Origin of the sequence: Anaerotignum sp. (genome assembly GCF_040307045.1) — a bacterium.
Lineage (GTDB): Bacteria > Bacillota > Clostridia > Lachnospirales > Anaerotignaceae > Chakrabartyella.
In genome coordinates, this window is record NZ_JAWRKF010000008.1 from 18,647 (window position 1) to 43,915 (window position 25,269).

General features: G+C 40.3%; 41 protein-coding genes. 40 read left to right on the top strand and 1 reads right to left on the bottom strand.

All coding sequences use genetic code 11. From position 1 onward, the window contains the following. Window positions 1-80 precede the first annotated feature (80 nt). From thpR to ABVZ64_RS05865, 35 genes are all read left to right on the top strand, one after another. Window positions 81-635 (top strand): RNA 2',3'-cyclic phosphodiesterase, encoded by a 555-nt coding sequence (gene thpR / locus ABVZ64_RS05695; RefSeq protein ID WP_352400082.1) that lies wholly within the window; start codon window positions 81-83, stop codon window positions 633-635. A 142-nt stretch (window positions 636-777) separates the two neighbouring features. Further along, on the top strand, window positions 778-1,050 hold the full coding sequence (locus tag ABVZ64_RS05700) for an ACT domain-containing protein (protein ID WP_352400281.1): 273 nt from the start codon (window positions 778-780) through the stop codon (window positions 1,048-1,050). 17 nt (window positions 1,051-1,067) lie between these two features. Beyond that, window positions 1,068-2,426: a PFL family protein gene (locus ABVZ64_RS05705; RefSeq protein ID WP_352400083.1), complete on the top strand. Its 1,359-nt coding sequence runs from the start codon at window positions 1,068-1,070 to the stop codon at window positions 2,424-2,426. Between the two features lie 1,272 nt (window positions 2,427-3,698). After that, window positions 3,699-4,013, top strand: coding sequence for a 30S ribosomal protein S10 (gene rpsJ, locus ABVZ64_RS05710; protein WP_066047582.1), 315 nt, complete (start codon window positions 3,699-3,701; stop codon window positions 4,011-4,013). A 180-nt stretch (window positions 4,014-4,193) separates the two neighbouring features. Beyond that, window positions 4,194-4,823, top strand: coding sequence for a 50S ribosomal protein L3 (rplC, locus tag ABVZ64_RS05715; RefSeq protein ID WP_352400084.1), 630 nt, complete (start codon window positions 4,194-4,196; stop codon window positions 4,821-4,823). A 27-nt stretch (window positions 4,824-4,850) separates the two neighbouring features. Next, window positions 4,851-5,471: a 50S ribosomal protein L4 gene (gene rplD / locus ABVZ64_RS05720; protein WP_352400085.1), complete on the top strand. Its 621-nt coding sequence runs from the start codon at window positions 4,851-4,853 to the stop codon at window positions 5,469-5,471. Further along, window positions 5,471-5,770, top strand: coding sequence for a 50S ribosomal protein L23 (rplW, locus tag ABVZ64_RS05725; RefSeq protein WP_352400086.1), 300 nt, complete (start codon window positions 5,471-5,473; stop codon window positions 5,768-5,770). Before rplD ends, rplW begins: the two co-directional genes overlap by 1 nt. 78 nt (window positions 5,771-5,848) lie before the next feature. Then, the gene (gene rplB, locus ABVZ64_RS05730; protein ID WP_352400087.1) at window positions 5,849-6,679 is read left to right on the top strand and encodes a 50S ribosomal protein L2; all 831 of its coding nucleotides are present in this window, start codon (window positions 5,849-5,851) and stop codon (window positions 6,677-6,679) included. A gap of 64 nt (window positions 6,680-6,743) precedes the next feature. Then, window positions 6,744-7,028 carry a 30S ribosomal protein S19 gene (gene rpsS, locus ABVZ64_RS05735; RefSeq protein WP_307884001.1) on the top strand — a complete coding sequence of 95 codons (285 nt, stop codon included), beginning with the start codon at window positions 6,744-6,746 and terminating at the stop codon, window positions 7,026-7,028. Window positions 7,029-7,056: 28 nt separating this feature from the next. Beyond that, window positions 7,057-7,446: a 50S ribosomal protein L22 gene (gene rplV / locus ABVZ64_RS05740; RefSeq protein WP_352400088.1), complete on the top strand. Its 390-nt coding sequence runs from the start codon at window positions 7,057-7,059 to the stop codon at window positions 7,444-7,446. Window positions 7,447-7,457: 11 nt separating this feature from the next. Further along, window positions 7,458-8,117 (top strand): 30S ribosomal protein S3, encoded by a 660-nt coding sequence (gene rpsC, locus ABVZ64_RS05745; RefSeq protein WP_352400089.1) that lies wholly within the window; start codon window positions 7,458-7,460, stop codon window positions 8,115-8,117. Between the two features lie 2 nt (window positions 8,118-8,119). Next, on the top strand, window positions 8,120-8,557 hold the full coding sequence (rplP, locus tag ABVZ64_RS05750) for a 50S ribosomal protein L16 (protein WP_352400090.1): 438 nt from the start codon (window positions 8,120-8,122) through the stop codon (window positions 8,555-8,557). Next, window positions 8,554-8,763 carry a 50S ribosomal protein L29 gene (gene rpmC / locus ABVZ64_RS05755; protein ID WP_307883997.1) on the top strand — a complete coding sequence of 70 codons (210 nt, stop codon included), beginning with the start codon at window positions 8,554-8,556 and terminating at the stop codon, window positions 8,761-8,763. The genes rplP and rpmC overlap by 4 nt, the downstream gene beginning before the upstream one ends. A gap of 30 nt (window positions 8,764-8,793) precedes the next feature. Then, window positions 8,794-9,051, top strand: coding sequence for a 30S ribosomal protein S17 (gene rpsQ / locus ABVZ64_RS05760; RefSeq protein ID WP_022253568.1), 258 nt, complete (start codon window positions 8,794-8,796; stop codon window positions 9,049-9,051). A gap of 25 nt (window positions 9,052-9,076) precedes the next feature. Then, window positions 9,077-9,445 carry a 50S ribosomal protein L14 gene (gene rplN, locus ABVZ64_RS05765; RefSeq protein WP_205133590.1) on the top strand — a complete coding sequence of 123 codons (369 nt, stop codon included), beginning with the start codon at window positions 9,077-9,079 and terminating at the stop codon, window positions 9,443-9,445. A gap of 13 nt (window positions 9,446-9,458) precedes the next feature. Continuing rightward, entirely contained in the window at window positions 9,459-9,770 is a 312-nt protein-coding gene (gene rplX / locus ABVZ64_RS05770; RefSeq protein WP_352400091.1) for a 50S ribosomal protein L24, read from the top strand. Window positions 9,771-9,791: 21 nt separating this feature from the next. Beyond that, on the top strand, window positions 9,792-10,331 hold the full coding sequence (gene rplE, locus ABVZ64_RS05775; protein ID WP_352400092.1) for a 50S ribosomal protein L5: 540 nt from the start codon (window positions 9,792-9,794) through the stop codon (window positions 10,329-10,331). Between the two features lie 15 nt (window positions 10,332-10,346). Next, window positions 10,347-10,532 carry a type Z 30S ribosomal protein S14 gene (locus ABVZ64_RS05780; protein ID WP_066047615.1) on the top strand — a complete coding sequence of 62 codons (186 nt, stop codon included), beginning with the start codon at window positions 10,347-10,349 and terminating at the stop codon, window positions 10,530-10,532. A gap of 20 nt (window positions 10,533-10,552) precedes the next feature. Then, window positions 10,553-10,954 (top strand): 30S ribosomal protein S8, encoded by a 402-nt coding sequence (gene rpsH / locus ABVZ64_RS05785; RefSeq protein WP_313524971.1) that lies wholly within the window; start codon window positions 10,553-10,555, stop codon window positions 10,952-10,954. Window positions 10,955-10,984: 30 nt separating this feature from the next. Then, the gene (gene rplF / locus ABVZ64_RS05790; RefSeq protein ID WP_352400093.1) at window positions 10,985-11,527 is read left to right on the top strand and encodes a 50S ribosomal protein L6; all 543 of its coding nucleotides are present in this window, start codon (window positions 10,985-10,987) and stop codon (window positions 11,525-11,527) included. Window positions 11,528-11,595: 68 nt separating this feature from the next. Further along, window positions 11,596-11,964: a 50S ribosomal protein L18 gene (rplR, locus tag ABVZ64_RS05795; RefSeq protein WP_352400094.1), complete on the top strand. Its 369-nt coding sequence runs from the start codon at window positions 11,596-11,598 to the stop codon at window positions 11,962-11,964. Window positions 11,965-11,982: 18 nt separating this feature from the next. Then, a complete protein-coding gene (gene rpsE / locus ABVZ64_RS05800; protein ID WP_352400095.1) occupies window positions 11,983-12,486 on the top strand; it encodes a 30S ribosomal protein S5 in 504 nt (167 codons plus the stop codon). Window positions 12,487-12,499: 13 nt separating this feature from the next. Continuing rightward, window positions 12,500-12,679, top strand: a complete 180-nt coding sequence (gene rpmD, locus ABVZ64_RS05805) for a 50S ribosomal protein L30 (RefSeq protein ID WP_304509525.1) — start codon at window positions 12,500-12,502, stop codon at window positions 12,677-12,679. Between the two features lie 17 nt (window positions 12,680-12,696). Further along, window positions 12,697-13,137 (top strand): 50S ribosomal protein L15, encoded by a 441-nt coding sequence (gene rplO, locus ABVZ64_RS05810; protein ID WP_352400096.1) that lies wholly within the window; start codon window positions 12,697-12,699, stop codon window positions 13,135-13,137. Then, window positions 13,138-14,403: a preprotein translocase subunit SecY gene (secY, locus tag ABVZ64_RS05815; protein ID WP_313524956.1), complete on the top strand. Its 1,266-nt coding sequence runs from the start codon at window positions 13,138-13,140 to the stop codon at window positions 14,401-14,403. A gap of 89 nt (window positions 14,404-14,492) precedes the next feature. After that, window positions 14,493-15,131, top strand: coding sequence for an adenylate kinase (locus ABVZ64_RS05820; protein ID WP_352400097.1), 639 nt, complete (start codon window positions 14,493-14,495; stop codon window positions 15,129-15,131). 1 nt (window position 15,132) lies between these two features. After that, window positions 15,133-15,885 (top strand): type I methionyl aminopeptidase, encoded by a 753-nt coding sequence (gene map, locus ABVZ64_RS05825; RefSeq protein ID WP_352400098.1) that lies wholly within the window; start codon window positions 15,133-15,135, stop codon window positions 15,883-15,885. 17 nt (window positions 15,886-15,902) lie between these two features. Beyond that, window positions 15,903-16,187: a KOW domain-containing RNA-binding protein gene (locus ABVZ64_RS05830; RefSeq protein ID WP_352400099.1), complete on the top strand. Its 285-nt coding sequence runs from the start codon at window positions 15,903-15,905 to the stop codon at window positions 16,185-16,187. A gap of 13 nt (window positions 16,188-16,200) precedes the next feature. After that, window positions 16,201-16,419, top strand: coding sequence for a translation initiation factor IF-1 (gene infA / locus ABVZ64_RS05835; protein ID WP_004034723.1), 219 nt, complete (start codon window positions 16,201-16,203; stop codon window positions 16,417-16,419). A 16-nt stretch (window positions 16,420-16,435) separates the two neighbouring features. Further along, on the top strand, window positions 16,436-16,549 hold the full coding sequence (gene rpmJ, locus ABVZ64_RS05840) for a 50S ribosomal protein L36 (protein ID WP_004034721.1): 114 nt from the start codon (window positions 16,436-16,438) through the stop codon (window positions 16,547-16,549). Window positions 16,550-16,769: 220 nt separating this feature from the next. After that, window positions 16,770-17,138 (top strand): 30S ribosomal protein S13, encoded by a 369-nt coding sequence (gene rpsM / locus ABVZ64_RS05845; RefSeq protein WP_352400100.1) that lies wholly within the window; start codon window positions 16,770-16,772, stop codon window positions 17,136-17,138. 24 nt (window positions 17,139-17,162) lie between these two features. Next, window positions 17,163-17,564 carry a 30S ribosomal protein S11 gene (gene rpsK / locus ABVZ64_RS05850; protein ID WP_313524934.1) on the top strand — a complete coding sequence of 134 codons (402 nt, stop codon included), beginning with the start codon at window positions 17,163-17,165 and terminating at the stop codon, window positions 17,562-17,564. 20 nt (window positions 17,565-17,584) lie between these two features. Continuing rightward, complete coding sequence (gene rpsD, locus ABVZ64_RS05855; protein WP_352400101.1) at window positions 17,585-18,187, top strand: 30S ribosomal protein S4; 603 nt, start codon at window positions 17,585-17,587, stop codon at window positions 18,185-18,187. Between the two features lie 90 nt (window positions 18,188-18,277). Next, entirely contained in the window at window positions 18,278-19,237 is a 960-nt protein-coding gene (locus ABVZ64_RS05860) for a DNA-directed RNA polymerase subunit alpha (protein ID WP_313524929.1), read from the top strand. A 107-nt stretch (window positions 19,238-19,344) separates the two neighbouring features. After that, window positions 19,345-19,887 carry a bL17 family ribosomal protein gene (locus tag ABVZ64_RS05865; protein WP_352400102.1) on the top strand — a complete coding sequence of 181 codons (543 nt, stop codon included), beginning with the start codon at window positions 19,345-19,347 and terminating at the stop codon, window positions 19,885-19,887. 810 nt (window positions 19,888-20,697) lie between these two features. On the opposite strand, the gene ABVZ64_RS05870 is transcribed toward ABVZ64_RS05865, so the two are convergent. Continuing rightward, the gene (locus ABVZ64_RS05870; protein ID WP_352400103.1) at window positions 20,698-20,877 is read right to left on the bottom strand and encodes a hypothetical protein; all 180 of its coding nucleotides are present in this window, start codon (window positions 20,875-20,877) and stop codon (window positions 20,698-20,700) included. 361 nt (window positions 20,878-21,238) lie between these two features. On the opposite strand from ABVZ64_RS05870, the gene ABVZ64_RS05875 reads away from it, so the two are divergent. From ABVZ64_RS05875 to rplM, 5 genes are all read left to right on the top strand, one after another. Continuing rightward, window positions 21,239-22,105, top strand: a complete 867-nt coding sequence (locus ABVZ64_RS05875; RefSeq protein WP_352400104.1) for an energy-coupling factor transporter ATPase — start codon at window positions 21,239-21,241, stop codon at window positions 22,103-22,105. Then, window positions 22,081-22,938, top strand: coding sequence for an energy-coupling factor transporter ATPase (locus ABVZ64_RS05880; protein WP_352400105.1), 858 nt, complete (start codon window positions 22,081-22,083; stop codon window positions 22,936-22,938). The genes ABVZ64_RS05875 and ABVZ64_RS05880 overlap by 25 nt, the downstream gene beginning before the upstream one ends. Beyond that, on the top strand, window positions 22,935-23,759 hold the full coding sequence (locus ABVZ64_RS05885) for an energy-coupling factor transporter transmembrane component T family protein (RefSeq protein WP_352400106.1): 825 nt from the start codon (window positions 22,935-22,937) through the stop codon (window positions 23,757-23,759). Before ABVZ64_RS05880 ends, ABVZ64_RS05885 begins: the two co-directional genes overlap by 4 nt. A 111-nt stretch (window positions 23,760-23,870) precedes the next feature. Then, entirely contained in the window at window positions 23,871-24,647 is a 777-nt protein-coding gene (gene truA / locus ABVZ64_RS05890; protein ID WP_352400107.1) for a tRNA pseudouridine(38-40) synthase TruA, read from the top strand. 179 nt (window positions 24,648-24,826) lie between these two features. Further along, entirely contained in the window at window positions 24,827-25,264 is a 438-nt protein-coding gene (rplM, locus tag ABVZ64_RS05895; protein ID WP_352400108.1) for a 50S ribosomal protein L13, read from the top strand. Window positions 25,265-25,269 lie beyond the last annotated feature (5 nt).

The following is a 25,269-nucleotide window of genomic DNA, read 5'->3' on the forward strand; positions in this document are numbered from 1 at the left end:
AAGCTCTCGGTGGGATGCCGGGAAAATCATAAGGTTTACCCCATCCCCACGGAGCTTTTTTATTAGGAAGGAGGGGCGATATGCGTACGTTTATCGCCATCGAATTGTCACCTGATGTGCAAGAATATCTTTCGGGTGTGCAAACGGAAACACAAAAATATTGCCGTCGTGGCAATTATACCCCACAAGACAACTTTCATATCACCTTACATTTTTTGGGCGAAATTGACCCATCAGATGTGGAATATATTAAGGAAGCTATGTTCGAGGTGGGTCAACGAAATCGTATTTTTGACTTGAAGTTGGGACAGATTGGTTTTTTTGGAAAAGGCGACAGGGGTATTTTATGGGCTGGCTTGGAAAAAAGTGATTCCCTGCAGCGACTGTTTTTTAACTTAGAAAAAAGCTTGGGAAGACAAGGCTTTGCTAGAGAAAAAAAGGGGCTTAGCCCCCATATCACTTTAGGGCGAGAAGTGGAGCCCCAAAGAAGTTTTAGTGATGTGCAAAAAGCAGTTGCATTAGAAGGTAAAAGCATAACAGTGGAAAAGATCACTTTAATGGAAAGCGTAAGACGTGGTCCTAGGTTGATCTATAAGCCTTTATATCGTCAACTATTAAAAGGTTATCGAACATGAGTTAGGATTTTATCTTTTGAACTTATGATTTATGTTGGATATTTAATGAGGTTAAATTTTTATTGTGTAACGAAAGATAAGACAGGGGAAAAAGCTTTTTGTCTTTCAAAAAGATCAAGGAGGAGAAAGAGAAATGCAGGAAATGGAAAAGGCAGTTATTACCGTTTTGGGACAGGATAGGGTTGGCATTACTGCTAAGGTGTGTACAGTTTTAGCAGAAAACAATATTAATATTTTGGATATTTCCCAAACAATCGTTGGCGGATATTTTAACATGGTTATGGTTGTTGATATTACAAATACTACAAGCGATTACAATGAAATTTCTAGGAAATTTGATGATCTTGGAAATGAGATGGGGCTTAAAATTAAAATTCAGCACACTAAAATTTTTGATGCAATGCATCGCATTTAATCAGGGAGGGCTGAAGGATGATTACAAGAAATGAAATTTTAGAGACCAACCGCATGATAGACGATATGAACTTAGATGTTCGTACCATTACAATGGGGATTAGCTTATTAGACTGTGCAGATGCGGATGTTGATAAGTTTAACGAAAAAATTTATAACAAAATCACTACCTACGCAAAAGATCTAGTTCGCGTTGGTGACGAGCTAGCAAAGAAATATGGCGTTCCTGTCGTAAATAAGAGAATTTCCATCACACCAATTGCAATTGCAGCGGCAGGCTGTAAAACCGACTCCTATGTTAGCATTGCAAAAACATTGGATAAAGCTGCAAAGGAAGTTGGGGTTAACTTTATTGGTGGCTTCTCTGCCTTGGTTCATAAGGGTTATACAGAAAGCGATAGAAAGTTGATTGCGTCCATTCCGGAGGCAATGGCAGTAACAGAACGGGTATGTTCTTCTGTAAACATTGGTACATCTAGAAATGGGATTAACATGGATGCTGTGAAAGAGATGGGCGAAACCATTATAAAAACAGCGGAATTTACAAAGGACGCAGAATGCATTGGCTGTGCAAAGCTAGTGGTGTTCTGCAATGCAGTGGAAGATAATCCATTTATGGCAGGTGCATTCCACGGTGTTGGTGAAGCTGATTGTGCCATTAATGTTGGGGTAAGTGGCCCCGGTGTTGTAAAAAAAGCATTGGAAGAAGTGCGTGGTGCGGATTTCGAAACACTTTGCGAAACAGTGAAGCGTACTGCTTTTAAAATTACCCGTGTTGGACAAATGATTGCTAGAGAAGCATCAGAAATATTGAATGTGCCTTTTGGTATTATTGACCTTTCTTTGGCTCCCACTCCTGCTGTTGGTGATAGTATCGCAGAAATTTTTCAGGAAATGGGCCTTGCTGAACCAGGTGCGCCTGGCACAACAGCAGCTTTGGCTCTATTAAATGACAATGTAAAGAAGGGCGGCGTTATGGCATCTTCTTATGTGGGTGGTTTGAGTGGTGCTTTCATTCCTGTTAGCGAAGATCATGGTATGATTGAGGCCGCTGAAAAGGGTGCGTTAACTCTGGAAAAACTGGAGGCTATGACTTGTGTATGCTCCGTTGGGTTAGATATGATAGCAATCCCTGGGGACACTCCTGCCTCTACAATTTCGGGTATTATTGCTGACGAAGCAGCCATTGGTATGGTAAATAACAAAACCACAGCAGTTCGTTTGATCCCTGTAATTGGTAGACAAGAAGGGGGACATGTTGAATTTGGCGGATTATTGGGTCATGCTCCTATTATGCCTGTTAACCGCTACAGCTGTGAAGCTTTCATTGCCCGTGGTGGTAGAATACCTGCCCCTATCCATAGTTTTAAGAATTAACAGGATTCTTAAAGTGGCTGTAAATTTTTAGAGAATTTAATTGAAAGTAGTTCTGATCATATTTCAGAATGTAATGCATATTTTTGCTTTTGGAAAATATGATGCGTTCAAAATATGACGGAGCTACTTTTTTTGAGGAAGGAAGAAGATTCAATTTTTTTTGTTCCTTAGGGAAGATTGAGCTTGTTATTGCCTGTGTATTTTCTAAGACTTTCAAAATAAATAGTTCAAAAAGGGGATTCTACAAAATGAGCAAAGATGCAATTAATAAACAATAAATGTATGAGGGACACTAAATATAAAAGATATGTTGAAAAACCCATGTATATGGGGTGAGATAAAAATTTTGAAAGAAAGAGTTTCTCTCACGTTTGTCGTGATAGTTAGATCAAAAATATTGAAAAAAAGCCCTTTCAGTTTTCAAAGGGGATAGGGATACTGTTTGAATATGATATTTCCATTTGTAACAATATATAGAAATGCTTTAGACAGAAACATATTACCATATTCAGTAAGGATTCGGATGCCATTGGTGAGAAGGGAGCTTTTAATGCATCTCAAAAATTTGCCAACAAGATAAAGATTTTAAAAAGAGATTTAAGAGAATATAAGAAACATACAAGACATTCTTCTTGTACTTGTGATGGTTTTACTACCTTAAAGAATTGGCTTTAGAAAGAAGTTTAATGTTACAAGATCGTGAGGGGAGAAGGAAGATTTAGGTTTCCGATGTAGATAAGGTGGAGGAACATTTGCAAAGGGCAGACAAATAAGTAAGTAAAAGATACTTTGTTTTTAGAGAGACAGCAGTAAATAAGAATAGTGCCTATGACAAAAGGCAAAATGATGAATAGAAAAGTAGCCAAAAGGTGAATGATTGAGATATGATGAAATTTATTGAGCAAAATGCTTAGAAAGTACTAGAAATTGGACTGAAAAATTTATTAAACTTTGAAGAAATTTCTAAAAAAAATACGTAGAAAAGCTTGCAATTCCAGTTGTTTTCGTGTATACTGATTACTGTTGTGACATAGAGTGTTGAGGTAGAAGGTTGCCAAAAGCCTATAAAATCAAGGCTTACGGGTTTTTCTACGGAGCGATGTCCAGTTCAAGAAACCGGGCGACAAGGTCACTGTACTGAATATTAGGGAAGTGCTGTCCTCTTTTGAGGCGGTTACTCGTGTCCAACGTTGCAGGACACACCCGGATAAGTGTGCAGTCACCACTTGTCGTGCTGAAATCAAAAAGTACGAAAAGGAGGGGACTTTTTTTATGGCTAACCCAAAAATCAGAATCAGTCTCAAAGCTTACGATCATAAATTGATCGACCAGTCTGCTGCGCAGATCATCGAAACAGCGAAGAAAACAGGAGCGCAGATCAGTGGTCCTATACCACTTCCCACAAAAAAGGAAGTTGTGACCATTATCAGAGCGGTACACAAGTACAAAGACTCTAGAGAGCAGTTTGAGATGAGAACGCACAAGAGATTGATTGATATTCTTAGCCCCACAGCAAAAACAGCTGACGCTTTAAGTCGTTTGGATTTGCCTGCTGGTGTAGATATCACATTGAAAGTAATGAAATAATTTTTGAAGTATAAACGGGCTGCAACGAACCGAACATATTTCTAAGAAAGAAAATATCCAAAACTGGTTTATATAAGAAGTATACGCTAAGTAAAAGTATCAGCAACAACTCTTATATGAATCTAGAATGATTTCCCTCAAAAGGGGCAATCCGCTGTAGAAAATTAGGAGGTGCACGAAATGAAAAAGGCTATTATGGCTAAGAAAATCGGTATGACACAGGTTTTCACTGAAAACGGCACGTTAGTACCGGTAACAGTTCTTGAAGCAGGCCCTTGCGTTGTTGTTCAGAAGAAAACAGCTGAAAACGATGGCTATGAAGCAATTCAGGTTGGTTTCGTGGATGCGAAAGCAAAACATGTAACAAAGCCTGCGCAGGGTCACTTTGACAAAGCTGGTGTTACAGCTAAAAAGTATGTAAAAGAATTCAAATTGGAAGACGTAAGCGCATACGAAGTTGGCGCTGAAATCAAAGCCGATGTATTCGCAGCTGGCGAAAAAGTTGACGCAAGTGGCGTATCCAAAGGTAAAGGCTTCCAGAGTACAATTAAGAGATATAACGCAAGCAGAGGCCCTATGGGACACGGTTCCAAATCTCACAGAGTAGTTGGTTCTATGGGTTCTTCCGCAACACCCAGCCGCGTTAAAAAAGGCAAAAGAATGCCTGGTCACATGGGTAGCGACAATGTAACAATCCAGAACCTTGAAATCGTTCGTACTGATGCAGAAAAGAACTTGATCTTAATCAAGGGTGCAGTTCCCGGTGCAAAGGGTTCTATTCTGGTTATCAAAGACAGCGTAAAGGCTTGATAAACTTTACGAAAGGAGGAAACTAACATGGCAAATGTTGCAGTATTAAACATGAAGGGCGATCAGGTAGGCACAATCGAACTGAACGACGCTATTTTCGGTATAGAAGCAAATGAACATGTAATGCATCTGGCAGTTGTTCAATATCTGGCTAACCAGAGACAGGGCACACAGAGCACAAAGACACGCGCGGAAGTTCGCGGTGGTGGTAGAAAACCTTGGAGACAGAAAGGTACAGGTAGAGCAAGACAGGGCTCCATCCGTTCCCCTCAGTGGGTAGGCGGTGGTGTTGTATTCGCTCCAAAGCCTAGAGATTATTCCTTCAAGCTGAACAAGAAAGTTAAGAGATTGGCTCTTCAGTCCGCTCTTTCCGTGAAAGCAGCAGAAGGCAAAATCATCGTTATGGATGATTTGACATTAGCGGAAGTAAAGACAAAAGAAATGGCTAGAGTACTTGAAAACATCAAATGCGGCAAGGCTTTGATCGTTATGGACGGTGCAAACAGCAATGTAATGCTTTCCGCAAGAAACATTCCTGAAGTAAAAACAGCTTCCGTAAGTACAATTAACGTATATGATCTTTTGAAGTACAACACATTGGTTGTCACAAAAGATGCGGTAGCGAAGATTGAGGAGGTGTACGCATAATGGCTGACTTAAAATATTATGACGTAATCTTGAAGCCCGTTATCACAGAAAACAGTATGTCTGTTTTAGATGAAAAGAAATACACTTTCATCGTACACCCTGAAGCAACTAAGGCTCAGGTTAAAGATGCGGTTGAAAAAATGTTCGCTGGTGCAAAGGTTGCAGCTGTAAATACAATGAACTACGATGGCAAGCCTAAAAGAAGAGGCGTGCACTTTGGTAAAACACCTAAGTTCAAAAAGGCAATCGTTAAGTTGACAGCTGACAGCAAAGACATCGAAATCTTCCAGGGAATGTAATTTTGGAAGATTGTTAAGCTAAAAGCAAAAACACACGGAAACGTGTAGATAGATAGAAACTCGAAAGGAGTGCAGAAGATGGCAATTAAAAGATATAAACCATATACACCATCTAGAAGACACATGACAGTGTCCGCTTTTGATGAAATCACAAAATCAACTCCTGAAAAATCTTTGGTAGTACACCTTAAGAAAAATTCAGGTAGAAATAACCAGGGCAAATTGACAGTACGTCATCACGGCGGTGGCTCCAAAATCAAATACAGACTGGTAGATTTTAAACGTAATAAAGACGGTGTTCCTGCAACAGTTACGGCAATCGAATACGATCCTAACAGAACAGCTAACATCGCGTTGATTGTATACGCTGATGGCCAAAAATCTTACATTTTAGCACCCGCAGGTTTGCAGGTTGGCGACAAAGTAATGAACGGTCCTGATGCAGAAGTGAAATTAGGTAACACTTTACCTATGAGCAAGATTCCTGTTGGTGCCAGCATTCACAACATTGAAATGAAACCTGGTAAAGGTGGTCAGTTGGTTCGTTCCGCTGGTAACGTAGCTCAGTTGATGGCAAAGGAAGGCAAGTATGCAACAGTAAAACTTCCTTCTGGCGAAATGAGAATGCTCCCTATCGAATGTAGAGCAACAGTTGGTCAGGTTGGTAACTTAGATCACGAATTGATTCACATCGGTAAAGCTGGTAGAAAACGTCACATGGGCGTTAGACCTACAGTAAGAGGTTCCGTAATGAACCCTAACGATCACCCTCACGGTGGTGGTGAAGGTAGAGCACCTATCGGTCGTCCATCTCCTATGACACCTTGGGGCAAACCTGCTATGGGTTATAAAACAAGAAACAAGCACAAAGCTTCCAACAAGTATATTGTTCGCCGTAGAAACGGCTAATAGATCGGAACGTGTAGAGGCAGTAGCCTAAAACACAAAAACACGAAACAAGGAGGATTAAAACATGAGCAGATCACTCAAAAAGGGACCTTTCGCTGATGATCATCTTTTAAAGAAGATTGATGCTATGAATGCAGCTGGCGAAAAGAACGTAATCAAAACATGGTCTCGTCGTTCAACAATTTTCCCCGATATGATCGGTCATACAATCGCAGTTTACGACGGCAGAAAACATGTGCCTGTATATATTACCGAAGATATGGTAGGCCACAAACTTGGTGAATTTGCGTTGACAAGAAGTTACAGAGGTCATGGCAAAGACGCAGAAAAGAAATCAAGAGTTCGCTAATATCTGATGAGGAAAGGAGGTTTCGTTCATGGCAAAAGGTCATAGAAGCCAAATAAAGAAAGAAAGAAATATTGCAACAAAAGAAAGAAGACCCCACGCATCTGCTAAGTATGTTGGCATCCCTGCCACAAAAGCGAAGATCGTTTTGGATCAGATCAAAGGCAAAGATGTAGTTACGGCAGCAGCGTTGTTAAATTATTCCCCAAGATATGCATCCGAAATCATTGCTAAGGTTCTGAAATCTGCAATGGCTAACGCAGAAAACAACTTGGGTATGGACGTAAACAAATTGTATGTGGAAGAGGTAAGTGCTGATCAGGGCCCCACAATGAAGAGAATCCGCCCTAGAGCACAAGGCAGAGCATATCGGATCCTGAAAAGATCCTGCCATATTTCCATCATTCTCAATGAGAGATAAGGAGGTACGAAATGGGACAGAAAGTAAATCCTCATGGATTAAGAGTCGGTATCATCAAAGATTGGGATACTAAATGGTATGCAGAGAAAGATTTTGCTGACTACCTGGTAGAGGACGTTAAAATTAGAAAGTTTATTAAAGCAAAATTATACACTTCCGGCGTTTCCAAGATTGCAATTGAAAGAACAGCTGGCAGAGTTAAAATTACAGTACACACAGCAAAACCCGGTATTGTTATTGGTAAGAATGGTCAGGCAATTGAAGAATTGAAGGCTGAAATTCAGAAGATGACAACACAGAAAGTTGCTGTAAACATTGAAGAAATCAAAAAACCTGAACTGGATGCACAGCTTGTAGCTGAAAACATTGCATTACAGTTGGAAAACCGTGTAACATTCCGTCGTGCTATGAAGCAGGCAATGGGCAGAACTATGAAGTTCGGCGCAAAAGGTATCAAAACATCCGTTAGCGGTCGTTTGGGTGGCGCAGATATGGCTCGTACAGAAAGCTATCATGAAGGTACTATTCCTCTTCAGACACTGCGTGCAGACATTGACTACGGCTTTGCAGAAGCTGATACAACATACGGCAAACTCGGCGTAAAAGTATGGATCTACAAAGGTGAGGTACTTCCTGTAAAAGCAGCGAAAAAGGAAGGAGGCGCTAAGTAATTATGTTAATGCCTAAAAGAGTGAAATATCGTAAGCAGCAAAGAGGCTCCATGAAGGGCAGAGCTTACAGAGGTAATAAAGTAACATATGGTGAATTCGGTATTATGGCTATGGAGCCTAGCTGGATCACATCTAACCAGATTGAAGCAGCACGTATTGCTATGACAAGACATATCAGACGTGGTGGTGATGTTTGGATTAAGGTATTCCCTGACAAACCCGTATCCGCAAAGCCTATCGGCACTCGTATGGGTTCTGGTAAAGGTGCACCTGAGTACTGGGTAGCAGTAGTTAAGCCCGGCAGAGTAATGTTCGAAATTGGCGGCGTTGCTGAAGAAACAGCAAGAGAAGCATTGAGATTGGCTATTCACAAGCTTCCTATCAAATGTAAAATTGTTTCCAAGGCAGAGGCGTTAGAAATGGCAGGTGATCAGCAGTGAAAACAAAAGGTTATGTAAATGAATTGATGGGTAAAACTGCGGATGAATTACAGAAGGACCTTGTTTCTGCTAAAAAAGAATTATTCAACCTGAGATTCCAGAACGCAACAAACCAGTTGGATAATACAGCAAGAATCAAGGAAGTTCGTAAGAGCATCGCAAGAATCCAGACAGTGATTACGCAGAAGGCTAGAACAGCAGAATAATAATCCGGTCTATGAAAGGAGGCACTCATCGTGGAAGAAAGAAATCTTCGTAAAACCAGAATTGGTAGAGTAGTCAGTGACAAGATGGACAAGACAATCGTTGTTGCTGTGGAAGATAAAGTAAAACATCCTTTGTACGGTAAGATCGTAAACAGAACTTACAAGTTGAAAGCTCATGACGAGAACAATGAATGTGGCATCGGCGACCGTGTAAAGGTTATGGAAACCAGACCTTTGTCTAAGGACAAGAGATGGAGACTTGTAAGTATCATCGAAAAAGCAAAATAATCCTTTTTGGAGAGGAGGCATTCACATGGTTCAACAGGAAACCAGATTAAAAGTAGCAGATAATTCCGGAGCAAAAGAACTCCTTTGCATTAGAGTACTGGGTGGATCTACAAGAAGATATGCAGGCGTTGGCGACATCATTGTTGCTGCAGTTAAAGACGCAACACCTGGTGGCGTTGTAAAGAAGGGTGATGTAGTTAAAGCAGTAGTAGTTAGAACTGTGCACCCTGTAGGTAGAGCAGACGGTAGCTATATTAAATTCGACGAGAATGCAGCGGTTATCATCAAAGAAGATAAAAACCCCAGAGGTACACGTATTTTTGGACCCGTTGCTAGAGAGCTGAGAGAGAAACAGTTTATGAAGATTCTTTCTCTGGCACCTGAAGTATTATAAGGAGGTGTGCTAGGTGGCGAACTTGAAATTGAAAAGCGGCGATAAAGTCGTTGTAATTACAGGTAAAGATAAAGGCAAACAAGGTAAGATTCTTGCTGTAGATAAAAAGAACAATAGAGTTCTTGTGGAAGGCGTTAACATGATTTCTAAGCATACAAAACCCAATGTGAAAAATCAGCAGGGTGGTATTATTAAGAAAGAAGGTTACATTGACGCTTCTAACGTAATGTATCTGCATAACGGCAAGGCAACACGTCTTGGCGCTATGTTGAAAGACGGCAAAAAAGTAAGAATCGCAAAAAAGACAGGCGAAGTTATCGACTGATCCTTGGAAAGGAGGTAAACAATGAGCAGATTAAGAGATTTTTATGAAGCAGAAGTTATTCCCGAAATGATGAAGAAGTTTTCATATTCAAATAAATTGGCTGTGCCCAAGTTGGAAAAAATCATTATCAACATGGGTGTAGGTGAAGCAAAAGAAAACGCGAAAGTATTAGATGGCGCGGTAAGAGATATGACGATTATCGTTGGTCAGAAGCCTGTTGTAACAAAGGCTAAAAAATCTATCGCAGCTTTCAAACTTCGTGAAGGCATGAACATTGGTTGCAAAGCAACACTGAGAGGCGACAGAATGTACGAATTCGCTGACAGATTGATCAACATCGCTCTTCCTCGTGTACGTGACTTCCGTGGTGTTAAAGCAAATAGCTTTGATGGTAGAGGTAACTACACAATGGGTATCAAAGAACAGCTGATCTTCCCTGAAATCGAATACGATAAAGTTGACAAGATCAGAGGTATGGACATCGTATTTGTTACAACTGCAAATACAGATGAAGAAGCAAGAGAATTGCTTAGATTATTTGGTATGCCATTCGCAAAATAAAAGGGAGGGACAAAAATGGCTAAAAGATCTATGATCGTAAAGCAGCAGAGAACCCCTAAGTTCTCCACAAGAGCTTACACACGCTGCAGAGTGTGCGGTAGACCCCACTCTGTGCTTAGAAAATATGGAATTTGCCGTATTTGCTTCCGTGAATTGGCATATAAAGGCCAGATTCCCGGCGTAAAGAAAGCAAGCTGGTAAACAGAAAGGAGGAATTCGTAATGTCAATGAGCGACCCTATCGCAGATATGCTGACAAGAATCAGAAACGGTAACACAGCAAAACACGATACAGTAGATGTTCCTTCTTCCAAGATGAAGAAAGCAATTGCTGACATTTTGACTACAGAAGGTTATGTAAAGGGCTATGAAGTAATTGAAGATGGTGTTAAATCTACAATTCGCGTTAGCTTGAAATACGGCGCAGACAAAAATGAAAAGGTTATCACAGGTTTAAAGAGAATTTCCAAACCCGGCCTCAGAGTTTTTGCTGGCAAAGATGAATTGCCTAAGGTTTTGGGTGGATTGGGTATTGCAATCATCTCTACAAGCCAGGGTTTGATGACAGACAAAGAAGCGAGAAAAGCTGGCGTAGGCGGCGAAGTTATCGCTTTCATCTGGTAATAAATTAGATAAGTATAGGAGGTGCAGACCATGTCAAGAATTGGTAAATTACCTGTTGCAGTACCTGCTGGCGTTGATGTTAAAATCGGCGAAGGCAACCTGTTGACAGTAAAGGGTCCCAAGGGTACTCTTGAAAGAAAATTATCCCCTGACATGCATATCGCAATGGAAGAAGGACAGATCGTTGTTGAAAGACCTAGCGATCTGAAAAAGCATAAAGCGTTACACGGCTTAACTAGAACTTTGATTTTCAATATGGTAGTCGGTGTAACTCAGGGTTATGAAAAAACTTTGGAAATCAACGGTGTTGGTTACAGAGCAGCGAAGTCCGGTAAGAAGTTAGCACTTACTTTAGGCTATTCTCATCCAGTAGAGATGGAAGATCCCGAAGGTATCGAATCTATCGTTGAAGGTACAAACAAAATTATTGTTAAGGGTATTGATAAAGAAAAAGTTGGACAGTTTGCAGCTGAAATCAGAACAAAACGTCCCCCTGAACCTTACAAAGGTAAAGGTATTAAATACTCTGATGAACGCATTAGACGTAAAGTTGGTAAGACCGGTAAGAAATAATCAACAACTAGTAGCTTGATCTATTTATATCGGAAAATGACTAATTTTGAGAAACGGAGTGAAATACTATGATTAGAAAGCCATCTCGTGCGGCGGCTCGTGTAAAAAGACACTATAGAATCCGCAACCATGTGACTGGTACTGCTCAGAGACCTAGACTGGCTGTGTTCAGATCCAACAAGCATATGTATGCACAGATTATTGATGACGTTACACATCACACACTGGTTGCAGCTTCCACGATGGAGTCTGAAATCGCAAGCAAGGTAGAATTTACTTCCACTGTTGCTGCAGCAGCTGTTGTTGGTGAAGTAATCGCTAAGAGAGCAGTTGAAAAAGGCATTAGTGAAGTTGTTTTCGACAGAGGCGGTTTCGTTTACCACGGTAAAGTGAAAGCTTTGGCGGATGCAGCAAGAGAAGCCGGATTAAAATTCTAAGGCAAGGAGGAAAGTAAGTTGAAGAGAATCGATCCAAGCACTTTAGATCTGAAAGATAAAGTAGTAACTATCAACCGTGTAACTAAGGTTGTTAAGGGTGGTCGTACATTCAGATTCGCAGCTCTGGTTGTAGTTGGCGATGGCAATGGTCACGTTGGTTGCGGCATGGGCAAGGCGGCTGAAATTCCCGATGCGATCCGTAAAGGTAAAGAAGATGCAATGAAAAACATCATTAAAGTTGATAGAAATGATGTTGACAGCATCTATCATGATGTTAAAGGTGTATTCGGCAGCGCAAGTGTATTATTGATGCCTGCTGCTGAAGGTACTGGTGTTATCGCTGGTGGTCCCGCACGTGCGGTGCTTGAACTGGCTGGTATTCGTAACATCAGAACAAAATCCTTGGGTTCAAACAATAAACGCAACGTTGTAAGCGCAACGATTGAAGGTTTGTCCAGAGCGACAACACCCGAAGCTGTTGCAAAACTACGTGGCATTACTGTAGAAGAACTCTTAGGTTAAGGAGGAATTGACAGTGGCTGAAATTAAAATCACATTAGTGAAATCTACAATCGGAGCAGTTCCGAAACATAAAAAAACAGTTCAGGCTTTGGGACTGAAAAAGACAAACAGCAGTGTCGTTCAGCAGGACAATGCGGCTATCAGAGGTATGATCCATCAGATTAGCCACCTTGTAAAAGTTGAAGAAATTTGATTTGAGGAGGTGCCAAAATGAACTTATGCGAATTGAGACCTGCAGATGGCTCCAAAGAAAAAAGTTGGAGACGCGGCAGAGGTCATGCGACAGGCAACGGTAAAACAGCAGGCAGAGGCCATAAAGGCCAGGGCCAGCGTTCCGGTTCCGGCGGTAAGTGCGGTTTTGAAGGCGGTCAGATGCCTTTATATAGAAGACTTCCTAAAAGAGGCTTCACATGCAGAAACAGCAAGGAAATCGTTGCAATTAATGTTTGTATGTTAAACGTTTTTGAAAACGATACAGTAGTTGATATCGATGCTTTAAAAGCCGTTGGTCTAATCAGCAACCCTAGAGATGGTGTTAAAATTCTCGGTGAGGGTGAGCTTGAAAGAAAGCTTACAATTAAAGTGAACCAGTTTAGCAAAACTGCACTTGAAAAAATTGAAGCTGCCGGCGGAAAAGCAGAGGTGATTTAATTGTTTAAGATTTTCGTTAATTCCTGGAGAACGAAAGAAATTAGAAGCAAAATTTTGTACACACTGATGATTTTTGCAATCGTTAGATTAGGTACATTAATCGCACTGCCCGGTATTGATGCTGCTAGCGTAATAGCGGCAAGAGGAGCAACCGGCATGGGTACGCTGTATAGCGTAATTGCCGGTGGCGCAAACTCAGGATGGTCCCTGTTTGCAATGGGTATCGGTCCTTATATTACTGCATCCATTATCATGCAGTTGTTAACGATCGCTATTCCAAAGTTTGAACAGCTTTCGAAAGAAGGTCCAGAGGGCCGTAAAAAGCTACAGTCGTACAGCAGATATCTGACAGTTGTGTTAGCGCTGATCCAGGGTGCGGGTCTCACATATACTTATCAGAATATGTTCTTGACCGATAGCCCGCTGGTTTATGTAGCTTCTGTTTTATGTCTGGTTTGTGGTTCTACATTTGTAATGTGGTTAGCAGAGCAGATTACAGCAAAAGGTATTGGTAATGGTTCTTCCATGATTATCTTCATCAACATCGTGTCTAACTTGCCTCAGGGTATTGCCAGTATGTATTATACAATTTCTGGATCCGGTGCAATTGGTATTGCGAAGGTGGTAGCAATCTTGGTAGTCCTGCTTATTGTTTTGGCCTTTATTGTTTGTGTGAACAGCGGTGAAAGAAGACTGCCTGTGCAGTATTCTTCCAAGATGGCTGGACATAAACAGATGGGTGGAAGCAATACAACAATGCCTATTAAGGTGAACACAGCAGGTGTAATTTCAATTATCTTTGCAATTTCCCTGTTACAGTTTCCACAGCAGATTGGTAACTTTATCCCAGATAAAGGACCAACATTTACAAAGATTATTGAAGTTCTCAATATGACACATCCCGTTGGTGCGTGTCTGTATGTACTGCTTATCTTATTCTTCACATATTTCTATACTTCGATTGTGATTAATCCAAACGAAATTGCCATGAATATGAAGAAGAACGGCGGTTTCATTCCTGGTATTAGACCAGGTCAACCTACAAGTGCCTACATTACAAGAGTTGTAAGTAGAATCACATTGGTTGGTGCAATCTGCTATGCAATCTTAGCAATGGTCCCCGTTGTTCTGCAATGGATCTTCAAGATTAACGTAGGCTTCGGTGGTACAACACTCATCATCGTTGTTGGTGTTGCACTGGATATTGTTAAAGCATTGGAAAGCCAGTTGCTTATGCGCCACTATAAAGGTTTTTTGAGTGAATAATCTCGACCTGATGGGAAATGCATTTGCATTTCCCCAAGGTTGAGCGGGGAGTTCTGAAAAAGAGAAGGGCTATCTGAAGAAAAGAGGTAATGATTGTTATGAAATTGGTTCTCATTGGTGCGCCCGCTGCAGGTAAAGGTACACAGGCTGCACGATTGGTTAAGCATTATGGTATTGCTCATATTTCTACGGGCGATATGCTGAGAGAAGAAGTTGCAAAAGGTACAGAATTAGGAAATCAGGCAAAAAGCATCATGGCTTCTGGTGGATTAGTTTCTGACGAATTAATCATTGCTATTGTAAAAGAGAGAATCCAGAAAGATGACTGTAAAAACGGTTTCATTTTAGATGGTTTCCCTCGTACAGTGGTTCAAGCTGAAAAACTTGACGAGATGGTAGCTCTGGATAAAGTTGTTTATATCAATGCACCCGACGAGGTTATGCTGGCTAGATTAACAGCAAGAGAAACTTGCCCGAAGTGTGGTGCAACTTACAATAAATTGTTCTTGCCTGCCAAGGTTGCTGGGGTTTGTGATGTGTGCGGCGAAGCTTTAACACAGCGCAAAGACGATACGACAGAAGCAGGACTTGCAAGAATCAAAACATTCCATGATCAGAGCGAGCCTTTGGTTGACTTCTATGGAAGCAAAGGTATCTTAATCGAGGTGGATGGAACACAGGCGATTGATGATATTACAAAGACGATCGTAGAAGGTCTGGAGAGATAATATGTCTATCACGATCAAAACAGAAAATCAGATAGGAAAGATGCGCAAGGCTGGAAAGTTACTGGCTGAAGTGGAAGCTTTGATTGCAAAAACCGTTGCACCTGGTGTAACAACTGCTTATCTGGATAAGCTGGCTGAAGATTATATTCGTAGTCATGGGGCTATTCCATCTTTTAAGGGGTATGGCGGATTTCCTGGAACACTATGTACCTCGGTAAACGAGGAGGTTGTTCATGGAATTCCCAGTAAGCGTATATTAAAAGAAGGGGATATCCTTAGTGTTGACATGGGTTGCATCTTGGATGGCTACCATGCAGATATGGCAAGGACATATGCAATTGGTGAAATTTCCATGGAAGCAAGAAAGCTAATTGAGGTGACACAGCAAAGCTTTTTTGAAGGTATAATTTTTGCAAAAGAGGGCAATCATCTCAATGATATAGGTACAGCCATTCAAAAGTATGTAGAAAACAATGGATTTTCCGTTGTTCGCGCATACGTTGGGCATGGGATTGGTACCAAATTGCATGAAGCTCCAGAAATCCCTAATTTTAAGACTCTGGGCAGAGACATTCGTTTGCAAAAGGGAATGACTTTAGCAATTGAGCCCATGGTTAATATGGGAGACTACAATATTCGCCTTTTAAAAGACGGATGGACCGCAGTCACAAAAGACGGAAAATATGCAGCGCATTATGAAAATACCATTCTGATAACAGATGGTGAACCCGAAATTCTTACGTTACCACGATAGACAAAGGAAAGACTGAGGTGATTACGTTGGAATACAAAGTAGGGCAAATCGTTTACTCTAAAGACGGACACGATAAGGGCGAGGCAATGATGGTTCTTTCTGTTGAGGATAGATATTTATATCTGGCCAACGGTAAAACCCGTAAACTTGGGAAACCAAAGCGTAAAAAAATCATTCATGTACAGCCAACCCACTATGTGGACGCAAATATGGCCGAAAAATTGACCCAAAATGATTTTATTTTGGATGCAGATATTAGGAAGGCTTTAAAGTCGTATCAAGTAAAAGCAGTAGATTGTTAAGGAGGTTCTTGGCTTGTCAAAAGATGACGTAATTGAAGTAGAAGGAACCGTACTGGAAAAATTACCAAATGCCATGTTCCAGGTGGAGTTGGAAAACGGCCATCAGATCCTGGCGCATATTTCCGGGAAATTGCGTATGAACTTCATCCGTATTTTACCGGGTGACAAAGTATTAGTAGAAATGTCTCCCTATGATCTGACCAAGGGCAGAATTATCTGGAGAGCGAAATAAGGAAGGAGCGATCACAATGAAGGTAAGACCATCTGTAAAACCCATGTGTGAAAAATGCAGAATCATTAAGAGAAAAGGTCGTGTAATGGTCATTTGTGAAAATCCCAAGCATAAACAAAAACAAGGCTGATATATATTATATGGCTAACCTAAAGGGAATACCTTTAAGAGTCGTTTGATAAATCCGTCAATATACCGGAAGGAGCATACAGTTAATAGCGGAGGCGGCGTGCAGGCTGACGGCTGTTCACTCTGTTTGTAATGCCCAACGGGTATGAAGTTATTTATGCGAAATATAATTGAAAATTAAACCATAGATTGAGGAATTTTATAGGAGGTGCAAGATATACATGGCACGTATTGCTGGTGTAGACTTACCAAGAGAAAAACGCATTGAAGTTGGTCTGACTTATGTTTATGGCATTGGTCATCCCAGTGCAGTTCGTATCCTGAACGAAGCAGGTGTAGATCTGAACACAAGAGTAAGAGACTTAACTGACGATGAAGTAGCTAGAATTCGTGACGTAATTGACAAATCTCAGAAGGTTGAAGGTGACCTGAGAAGAGAAGTTGCGCTCAACATCAAACGTCTGATTGAAATCGGCTGTTACAGAGGCATTCGCCATAGAAAAGGCCTGCCTGTAAGGGGACAGAAGACAAAGACAAACGCAAGAACGAGAAAAGGTCCTAGAAAGACCGTTGCGAATAAGAAGAAATAATTGATTTCAAAGGAGGTTTGAGTAATGGCTAAGAAAACTGTGAAAAAGACAACAACTCGCAGACGCCGTGATAAAAGAAAAGTAGAACGTGGCCAGGCTCACATTCAGTCTACTTTTAACAATACAATCGTTACAATCACTGATGCTGTAGGTAATGCACTTTCTTGGGCAAGTGCAGGCCAATTGGGCTTCAGAGGTTCCAAAAAATCCACACCTTATGCAGCACAGATGGCTGCAGATACAGCTGCTAAAGCTGCTTCTGACTACGGTCTGAAGACTGTTGAAGTTTTTGTAAAGGGTCCTGGTTCTGGCCGTGAAGCTGCAATCCGTGCATTGCAGGCTGCTGGTCTGGATGTTACAATGATTAAAGACGTAACACCCGTTCCTCACAATGGTTGTAGACCACCTAAACGCAGAAGAGTATAATCATCAGGAGGTGTAGATAAATGGCAAGAGATAGAGTACCCGTACTGAAGAGATGTAGATCTTTAAACTTGGATCCCATCTACCTTGGTATTGACAAAAAATCAAAAAAGCAAAACTTGAGAGCAAACAGAAAAATGAGCGAATATGGCCTTCAGATGAGAGAAAAGCAGAAAGCTAAGTTCATCTACGGCGTTTTGGAAAAACAGTTCAGAGGCTACTATGCACAGGCTGAAAAAATCGCTAAAAAAGAAGGTATTCCTGGTGAAAACCTGCTTATGTTGCTGGAAATGAGATTGGATAACGTAATGTTCCGTCTTGGTTACGGCAGAACAAGAAAAGAATCCAGACAGATTGTTCGCCATAAACACGTTACTGTAAACGGTAAACCCGTTGACATCCCTTCCTACCAGGTTAAGGTTGGTGACGTAGTTGAAGTGAAAGAAAAATATAAAACCATCCAGAGATACAAAGATGTTTTGTCTGTTACAGACGGCAGAATCGTTCCTGAATGGTTGTCCGCAAACCATGACGCGTTGAGCGGTACAGTTTTAGCTAAACCCACCAGAGCACAAATTGACGTTCCTGTTGAAGAAACATTTATCGTCGAATTGTACTCCAAATAATCTGAAACGGTTGTGCAAAAAAGTCAATCAAAAAGCTGTGGGGTTCAATGCCCTACAGCACCTTAATATAAAAAAGGGAGGTTTGAATGAGTGTTTGAATTTGAGAAACCTCGCATTGAGATTGCTGAGATGGCACCGGACGGAACTTATGGCAAGTTTGTGGTAGAGCCTTTGGAAAGAGGCTATGGCACAACATTAGGTAATTCCCTGAGAAGAATTTTGCTTTCCTCTCTTCCCGGGGCGGCTGTCAGCAACGTAAAGATCGATGGTGTACTTCATGAGTTTAGTGTAATTCCTGGCGTTAAAGAAGATGTGACAGAAATTATTCTGAATTTAAAGGGGCTTGCAATTAAAAACACCAGTGAAGGAAATGAACCCAAAATTGCGTATATCGACATTGAGGGCGAAGGGGAAGTAAAAGGCTCTGACATCAAAGCAGACAGTGATATTGAGGTTTTAAACCCCGATCATCACATTGCAACACTTTCCGGTGGCGCTGGCAGTAAGCTTTATATGGAAATTACCATCAACAAAGGACGCGGCTATATTGGTGCAGACAAAAATAAAAAGGATGACCAACCTATTGGCATGCTTCCTGTTGACAGCATTTTCACACCCGTTACTAGAGTAAATTTCCTTGTGGAAAATACTCGTGTAGGTCAAATCACTGATTATGACAAATTGTCATTAGAAGTGTGGACCAACGGCACCATCGCACCAGACGATGCAGTAAGCTACGGTGCGAAGATTTTGAATGAGCATCTGAACCTGTTCATTGACCTTTCTGACAATGCAAAAGATGCTTCCATTATGGTTGAAAAAGAAGAAGGAAAGAAGGAAAAAGTTCTTGAAATGAGTATTGAAGAGCTTGATCTTTCTGTTCGTTCTTATAACTGCTTAAAGAGAGCAGGTATCAACACAGTGGAAGATTTGGCTAATAAGACAGAAGAAGAAATGATGAAGGTTAGAAACCTGGGACGCAAGTCTTTGGAAGAAGTATTAAACAAAATGGCAGAGCTTGGCTTGGCATTAAGCCCTAGCGACGAATAAGCTTTGCCCGTTACTATTATTTACCGTGCGATTACGCCCTCACATAAGCCCGATGAGCGGTGATGGCGGGCACTATCGTGCGGGCATCAACAAGGAGGATACTAACCATGCATGCATCCGGTTATAGAAAACTTGGTAAAACAACACCTCAGAGAAAGGCGTTGTTGAGAAACCAGGTAACAAACTTGCTGTACCACGGCAAAATCAAAACAACAGAAACAAGAGCGAAAGAAGTAAGAAAAATCGCTGAAAAGCTTATCACATTAGCTGTAAAAGAAAAAGACAACTATGACGAAGTAGAAGTAACAGCTAAAGTTGCTAAAAAAGATGCAAGTGGCAAGCGCGTAAAAGAAGTTGTAAACGGCAAAAAAGTAACTGTTTATGATGAAGTTAAGAAAACAGTTAAGAAGGATAAACCTTCTAGACTTGCTGCAAGACGTCAGATGTTGGCATACCTTTACCCTGTAACTGAAGTTCCTGCTGATGGCAAGAAAGTAAGAAGCATGAGCAAAAAGGTTGATATGGCAGCTAAGATGTTTGACGAAGTTGCTCCTAAGTATGTTGACCGTAACGGTGGTTACACAAGAATCGTTAAGCTGGGCGCTAGAAAAGGCGACGGCGCGATGGAAGTATTCATCGAATTGGTTTAATATAATAAATAAAAGAGGTTTCTCTATGAGAGACCTTTTTTTGTTGTTTCTTTATGCTAAAGGGTGAATGGCTATTGAATCTTACCCTTTATCATTTCAGTTATAGGGGGAAACAAGGCAGAGAAGGTATGGAAAAAAGGTGATATAGGGCTAACATATCCACTTTTATATATAAATATTTTCAACCAATCTCTATTTTGTTGGATAAATGCTTAGAGGACTTTTTTACCTAAGCAGTTATGTAGCATTTTAAGTTGAAAGTTTGCCCAGCCATTTATACATTTCTCTTAGAAATCAGGTAAAGCAGATAAAAGAAAGGAATTACTGATTTAAAAAAAGGGGCTTCTGTGATAGATAGGGGTTGATTTTAGATTGCGATCAGACCTTGTATATTGGGGTATATTATGCTAAAAGATTTGGATCGTATTGAAAGTGACTGTGTTCATTTATCTATGCAAAAAGAGCTTCTCAAAGGATGGGAATGAACAATCAGTTTATCGGCCTATGCTCGTGCAACGTCTTAAGAAGATGAATGAAACCCTTATTATTGTAGAAGTGGTGAGGGAACTACCACAGTCATTTTTGGTGAACTTACTGATAAAATTCTATGTAGTTACACTATATAGCTTAAAAAGGAAAATGTTTCTAGTAAAATCACATTCAAATGATGATTAGGTTATTCCAAAAGAGGCTTTGAATCAAAATAGCTTTTTCAAAAAATCAAATGTAAATAACATAATTATATCAAAAAAATCCCAGACACAGAAACTGTGCATGAGATTTTTTATTTAAGGAAAGGGGGGTTAAAGTTTAGTGAAGAACAGATGCTACAGTGGTGTCATTTTCATAGGTCTGCTGGGTTTCAACCGCTGTTATGTTTTTTCTTTCGTTTATGTCTTGGGCAATTAAGGTCAGAGACATAAATGTAAAGAAAGAAAGGGAAAATGCAATGATGGAGGCGCCTGCTAATTTTAAAAGTTGTGTTTTCATAAATGTCTCTCCTTTCAGAACTAAAACTTGTTTTTGTATTGTATCATAAAGAAAGAATTTGTAGGTTACGGGGAGGTTACATTGACATTACAGCTACCTTACTTCTATGTTACCAACACGTTACAAGTCCTTCTTTTAATGTGTAAAGTATAGCATTAAAAGTAAAAGACACAATTAAGATGAGATTACAATGAAATTACGAAAAATCGAAGATTTTATTAAGCTATTTGAGGCTTTGTTTTTTCTAAGTAGGGGCTGTTTTCCTTGACTTTTTTAATGAAAAAACGTATCCTATTGATAGCTGTGAGCATTATTTGTCATAGACTTAAGAGGGGTAACCCTTTAAAGAAAAGGTGAAGTTATGAAGATGGTGAAGGCCGAAGGTCTAACGTATGAATATATTAAGCTGCTTGAAACAGACCACGGCACTGAAGAAGAGAAAGTTACTGCTTTGAAGTCAGTGAACTTAGAAATAGAAAAAGGTGAGTTTGTGGTTGTCTTAGGGCACAACGGTTCGGGGAAGTCCACTTTTGCCAAACATATTAATGCACTATTAGAACCTACCCACGGAACTTTGTGGGTAAAAGGTATGGATACTAAGAATGGCCAGTTAATTTGGGATATTCGTCAGACGGCAGGCATGGTGTTCCAAAATCCTGATAACCAATTAGTAGCCACAGTAGTTGAGGAAGATATTGCTTTTGGTCCTGAAAACATGGGAATAGCACCTGAGGAAATTCGTCGACGTGTGGATGATGCATTGGCAACGGTTCGTATGCAGGAATATGCAACCCATACACCATCCAGATTATCAGGAGGGCAAAAACAGCGTATTGCCATTGCTGGAGTGTTAGCCATGAAACCGGATTGTATCGTTTTGGACGAGCCAACGGCTATGTTAGATCCTGTTGGTCGAAAAGAGGTAATGGAAACCATTGAGCGTTTAAATAAAGAAGACGGCATTACCATTGTACTAATTACCCATTATATGGACGAGGCCGTTCGTGGTGATAGGGTATATGTGATTGATGATGGCGAGGTTGTCATGAAGGGTAAACCCAAAGAGATATTTTCTCAGGTTGAAGAACTTCAAAAGTACGGCTTAGATGTGCCCCAGGTAACAGAAGTTGCGCATCTTCTCCGCAAAGAAGGCATTGACTTACCCGCAGATATTTTAACAGTCGAGGAAATGGTAGGTGCACTATGTCAATTAAAATTAACCACTTAACGTATATATATAATCCAGGAACTGCTTTTGAAAAAAAGGCGCTTGACGATGTTTCCCTGGAAATAAAAAAAGGCGAATTTGTCGGATTGATTGGACATACCGGTTCGGGCAAGTCCACACTGATCCAGCATTTAAATGGCATTGTTTCCCCAACAAAAGGTGAAATTTTGTTAGACGGTGAAAATATTCATAAAGATAAGGCAAAACTTAAGGAGGTACGTCGGCGTATTGGTTTAGCTTTTCAATATCCTGAATATCAACTTTTTGAAATGACGGTTTATAAGGATGTGGCCTTTGGACCCACAAATATGCAGTTATCCAAGGAGCAAATCCATGCAAATGTGGTGGCAGCGTTGGAGACGGTAGGCATTGCCCCAGAATTGTATGAAAAATCTCCGTTTGAGTTATCAGGAGGACAAAAGCGTCGTGTGGCAATTGCAGGTGTATTGGCTATGAACCCTGAGGTTTTGATTTTGGATGAGCCTACGGCTGGCTTGGATCCAAAAGGACGGGATGAAATTTTGCAGGCTATTAAACGCCTTCATGAGGAAAGAGGTATTACGGTTATCCTTGTGAGCCATAGCATGGAGGATGTTGCGAAATTGGTTGATCGTATCATTGTAATGCACAAAGGGAAAGCAACTATGACCGGTACACCAAAAGAGGTTTTCTGTCATGTAAAAGAGTTGGAAGCAATGGGTTTGGCGGCACCTCAGGTGAGCTATGTTTTTGCTGCCCTAAAGGAGAAAGGCTTGAATGTGCCCTTAGATGTGTTTACAGTGGACGAGGCAAAGAATGTATTATTAAATTTGGTAAAGCAGGTGAGCGTATGATTCGGGATATTACCATCGGGCAATTTTACCCTGTGGATTCCCCAATCCATCGGTTAGATGCCAGGGTAAAACTAACGGTAACATTTATTTATATTATAACCCTGTTTTTAATAAACTCTTTTTTAGGATATTTTTTTGTTATTGCTGTGTTGGGAGCAACTATAAAAGCATCTAAGGTACCTCTTAAGTTTATGTTAAAGGGTATTAAGAGCATAATGATAATCATATTATTTACAGCATTTATTAATCTTTTCATGACCAGGGGTGAGCAAGTTATCTGGCAGTGGGGATTTTTAAGTCTAACGGTAGAAGGCGTCCTTTTGGCAATTAAAATGTGTATTCGCTTGGTTCTTTTAATTGTTGGTTCATCTATTCTAACATTGACAACCACACCAATTCAATTAACGGATGGCATTGAATTTATGTTGCGTCCCTTTAAGAAAATTGGTGTTCCAGCCCACGAAATAGCAATGATGATGACCATTGCACTACGTTTTATTCCAACATTGTTGGATGAGACGGATAAAATCATGAAGGCACAGCAAGCCAGGGGGGCAGATTTTGACACAGGCAGCTTAATGCAAAAAGCAAAAAGTCTAATTCCAATTTTGGTACCATTATTTATTTCAGCTTTCCGCCGGGCAGAGGAATTGGCAATGGCGATGGAGGCGAGATGTTATCATGGGGATGAAAATAGAACCAGAATGAACCAAATGCATATGCAGAAAAAGGATTATCAAGCTTTGGCGATTGGGGTTCTTTATATTGGGGCAATCTTTGGGTTAAGGTATGCTGCAAATATTTTTCCTTTTATGATTTAAGTGTCTTTGTTTGTTATTTCAGATGCAAAGCCTAAGATTTTTTGTACTTCAAAATCATACTTAAAAGGGGGATTGTTTATCTCCCTTTTCGACGTGGTAGGAGGAGTTTCTGTGAAACGTATATTATTAACCATTGCATATGATGGAACAAGATATAGCGGATGGCAAAAGCAGTTGTCTCCTGAGGTAAATACCGTGGAGGGAGAGCTAGAGAAAGCCATAAGAATACTTTTTCACTCACCGGATTTAACATGTATTGGTGCCAGTAGAACGGATAGGGGAGTACATGCTTTGGCTCAAAAAGCAACAATTGATGTGAAAACCACAATACCAGTGGACAAAATCCCTTTGGCCATTCGCCCATTACTTCCTGATGATATTGTGGTGGTTAAGGCAGAAGAAGTTGATGCTAACTTTCATCCCCGTTATGATTGTGTAAAAAAAACATATGAATATAAAATTTACAATGGAAGGATAAAAAACCCGAAAGAAAGATTATATTCTACTTTTGTATATAGTCCATTAGATGTGGAAAAAATGAAAATAGCTGCGAAAAATTTCATAGGAACCTATGATTTTGCTGCTTTTTGTGCAGCTGGAAGCACAGTAATCTCAACTGTGCGTACAATTTTTGATTGTTTTGTAAAGCAAGAAGGCGATATGATTTATATTTATGTTACGGGGAATGGGTTTTTGTATAACATGGTACGAATTATGGCGGGTACGTTGATATCTGTTGGTCAAGGGAAAATCAATCCAGATGAGATCTTGTCAATTATTTTGAGCAAAGATAGACAGAAAGCAGGGCAGACAGCAGAGCCACAAGCCTTGACTTTACAGGAAATATATTATGATTTTGGCAGGAAATCTGTTGACACTGACCAATGAATGTACTATAATAATAAAGCTGTACTTTGATTTTAAGACCAACTGGTTTTAAATATATGTTTCTCAAGGTGGGATCCAATAAGTTATGTGAAATCACATAATGGAGATTGATCGTTTTGTACCCGCAAAACGACAAAGTCAACGGATCAAACAAATAATTTTATAGGGAGGTAGAAACCATGAGAACAACTTACATTGCGAAGGAATCTGATGTAGTAAAGAAGTGGTATGTAATCGATGCTACTGATATGACTCTGGGTCGTATGTCCACAGAAATCGCAAATATTTTAAGAGGCAAGAACAAACCCCAGTATGCACCTAACGTTGATATGGGCGACTATGTTATCGTTGTAAATGCAGAAAAGGTTGCTGTAACAGGCAAAAAATTGGAACAGAAAATGTACTACAAGCACTCCGGCTACACAGGCGGCTTGAAAGAAACAAGATTAGACAAGATGTTAGAAACACACCCTGAAAGAGTAATTGAACATGCTGTAAAAGGTATGCTTCCTAAAAATGCTCTGGGTAGAAAAATGTTCGCTAAATTGCATGTATATGCAGGTGCAGAACATCCCCACGCAGCACAGAAACCCGAAAAATTGGAAATTAAATTTTAATAGGA

Bases quoted from the DNA above. Each gene is read 5' to 3' on its own strand.
- ABVZ64_RS05865 (WP_352400102.1), top strand. From the start codon at position 19,345: ATGCATGCATCCGGTTATAGAAAACTTGGTAAAACAACACCTCAGAGA.
- rpsK (WP_313524934.1), top strand. From the start codon at position 17,163: ATGGCTAAGAAAACTGTGAAAAAGACAACAACTCGCAGACGCCGTGAT.
- ABVZ64_RS05880 (WP_352400105.1), top strand. From the start codon at position 22,081: ATGTCAATTAAAATTAACCACTTAACGTATATATATAATCCAGGAACT.
- rplF (WP_352400093.1), top strand. From the start codon at position 10,985: ATGTCAAGAATTGGTAAATTACCTGTTGCAGTACCTGCTGGCGTTGAT.
- rplO (WP_352400096.1), top strand. From the start codon at position 12,697: ATGAACTTATGCGAATTGAGACCTGCAGATGGCTCCAAAGAAAAAAGT.
- thpR (WP_352400082.1), top strand. From the start codon at position 81: ATGCGTACGTTTATCGCCATCGAATTGTCACCTGATGTGCAAGAATAT.
- rplD (WP_352400085.1), top strand. From the start codon at position 4,851: ATGGCAAATGTTGCAGTATTAAACATGAAGGGCGATCAGGTAGGCACA.
- rplR (WP_352400094.1), top strand. From the start codon at position 11,596: ATGATTAGAAAGCCATCTCGTGCGGCGGCTCGTGTAAAAAGACACTAT.
- ABVZ64_RS05875 (WP_352400104.1), top strand. From the start codon at position 21,239: ATGAAGATGGTGAAGGCCGAAGGTCTAACGTATGAATATATTAAGCTG.
- rplE (WP_352400092.1), top strand. From the start codon at position 9,792: ATGAGCAGATTAAGAGATTTTTATGAAGCAGAAGTTATTCCCGAAATG.
- rpsH (WP_313524971.1), top strand. From the start codon at position 10,553: ATGTCAATGAGCGACCCTATCGCAGATATGCTGACAAGAATCAGAAAC.
- ABVZ64_RS05885 (WP_352400106.1), top strand. From the start codon at position 22,935: ATGATTCGGGATATTACCATCGGGCAATTTTACCCTGTGGATTCCCCA.
- rplP (WP_352400090.1), top strand. From the start codon at position 8,120: ATGTTAATGCCTAAAAGAGTGAAATATCGTAAGCAGCAAAGAGGCTCC.
- rpsM (WP_352400100.1), top strand. From the start codon at position 16,770: ATGGCACGTATTGCTGGTGTAGACTTACCAAGAGAAAAACGCATTGAA.
- rpsS (WP_307884001.1), top strand. From the start codon at position 6,744: ATGAGCAGATCACTCAAAAAGGGACCTTTCGCTGATGATCATCTTTTA.
- rpmJ (WP_004034721.1), top strand. From the start codon at position 16,436: ATGAAGGTAAGACCATCTGTAAAACCCATGTGTGAAAAATGCAGAATC.
- rplB (WP_352400087.1), top strand. From the start codon at position 5,849: ATGGCAATTAAAAGATATAAACCATATACACCATCTAGAAGACACATG.
- rpsC (WP_352400089.1), top strand. From the start codon at position 7,458: ATGGGACAGAAAGTAAATCCTCATGGATTAAGAGTCGGTATCATCAAA.
- rplV (WP_352400088.1), top strand. From the start codon at position 7,057: ATGGCAAAAGGTCATAGAAGCCAAATAAAGAAAGAAAGAAATATTGCA.
- ABVZ64_RS05820 (WP_352400097.1), top strand. From the start codon at position 14,493: ATGATTGTTATGAAATTGGTTCTCATTGGTGCGCCCGCTGCAGGTAAA.
- rpsD (WP_352400101.1), top strand. From the start codon at position 17,585: ATGGCAAGAGATAGAGTACCCGTACTGAAGAGATGTAGATCTTTAAAC.
- ABVZ64_RS05700 (WP_352400281.1), top strand. From the start codon at position 778: ATGGAAAAGGCAGTTATTACCGTTTTGGGACAGGATAGGGTTGGCATT.
- rplC (WP_352400084.1), top strand. From the start codon at position 4,194: ATGAAAAAGGCTATTATGGCTAAGAAAATCGGTATGACACAGGTTTTC.
- rpsJ (WP_066047582.1), top strand. From the start codon at position 3,699: ATGGCTAACCCAAAAATCAGAATCAGTCTCAAAGCTTACGATCATAAA.
- rplW (WP_352400086.1), top strand. From the start codon at position 5,471: ATGGCTGACTTAAAATATTATGACGTAATCTTGAAGCCCGTTATCACA.
- ABVZ64_RS05705 (WP_352400083.1), top strand. From the start codon at position 1,068: ATGATTACAAGAAATGAAATTTTAGAGACCAACCGCATGATAGACGAT.
- rplN (WP_205133590.1), top strand. From the start codon at position 9,077: ATGGTTCAACAGGAAACCAGATTAAAAGTAGCAGATAATTCCGGAGCA.
- map (WP_352400098.1), top strand. From the start codon at position 15,133: ATGTCTATCACGATCAAAACAGAAAATCAGATAGGAAAGATGCGCAAG.
- ABVZ64_RS05780 (WP_066047615.1), top strand. From the start codon at position 10,347: ATGGCTAAAAGATCTATGATCGTAAAGCAGCAGAGAACCCCTAAGTTC.
- rplM (WP_352400108.1), top strand. From the start codon at position 24,827: ATGAGAACAACTTACATTGCGAAGGAATCTGATGTAGTAAAGAAGTGG.
- ABVZ64_RS05870 (WP_352400103.1), bottom strand. From the start codon at position 20,877: ATGAAAACACAACTTTTAAAATTAGCAGGCGCCTCCATCATTGCATTT.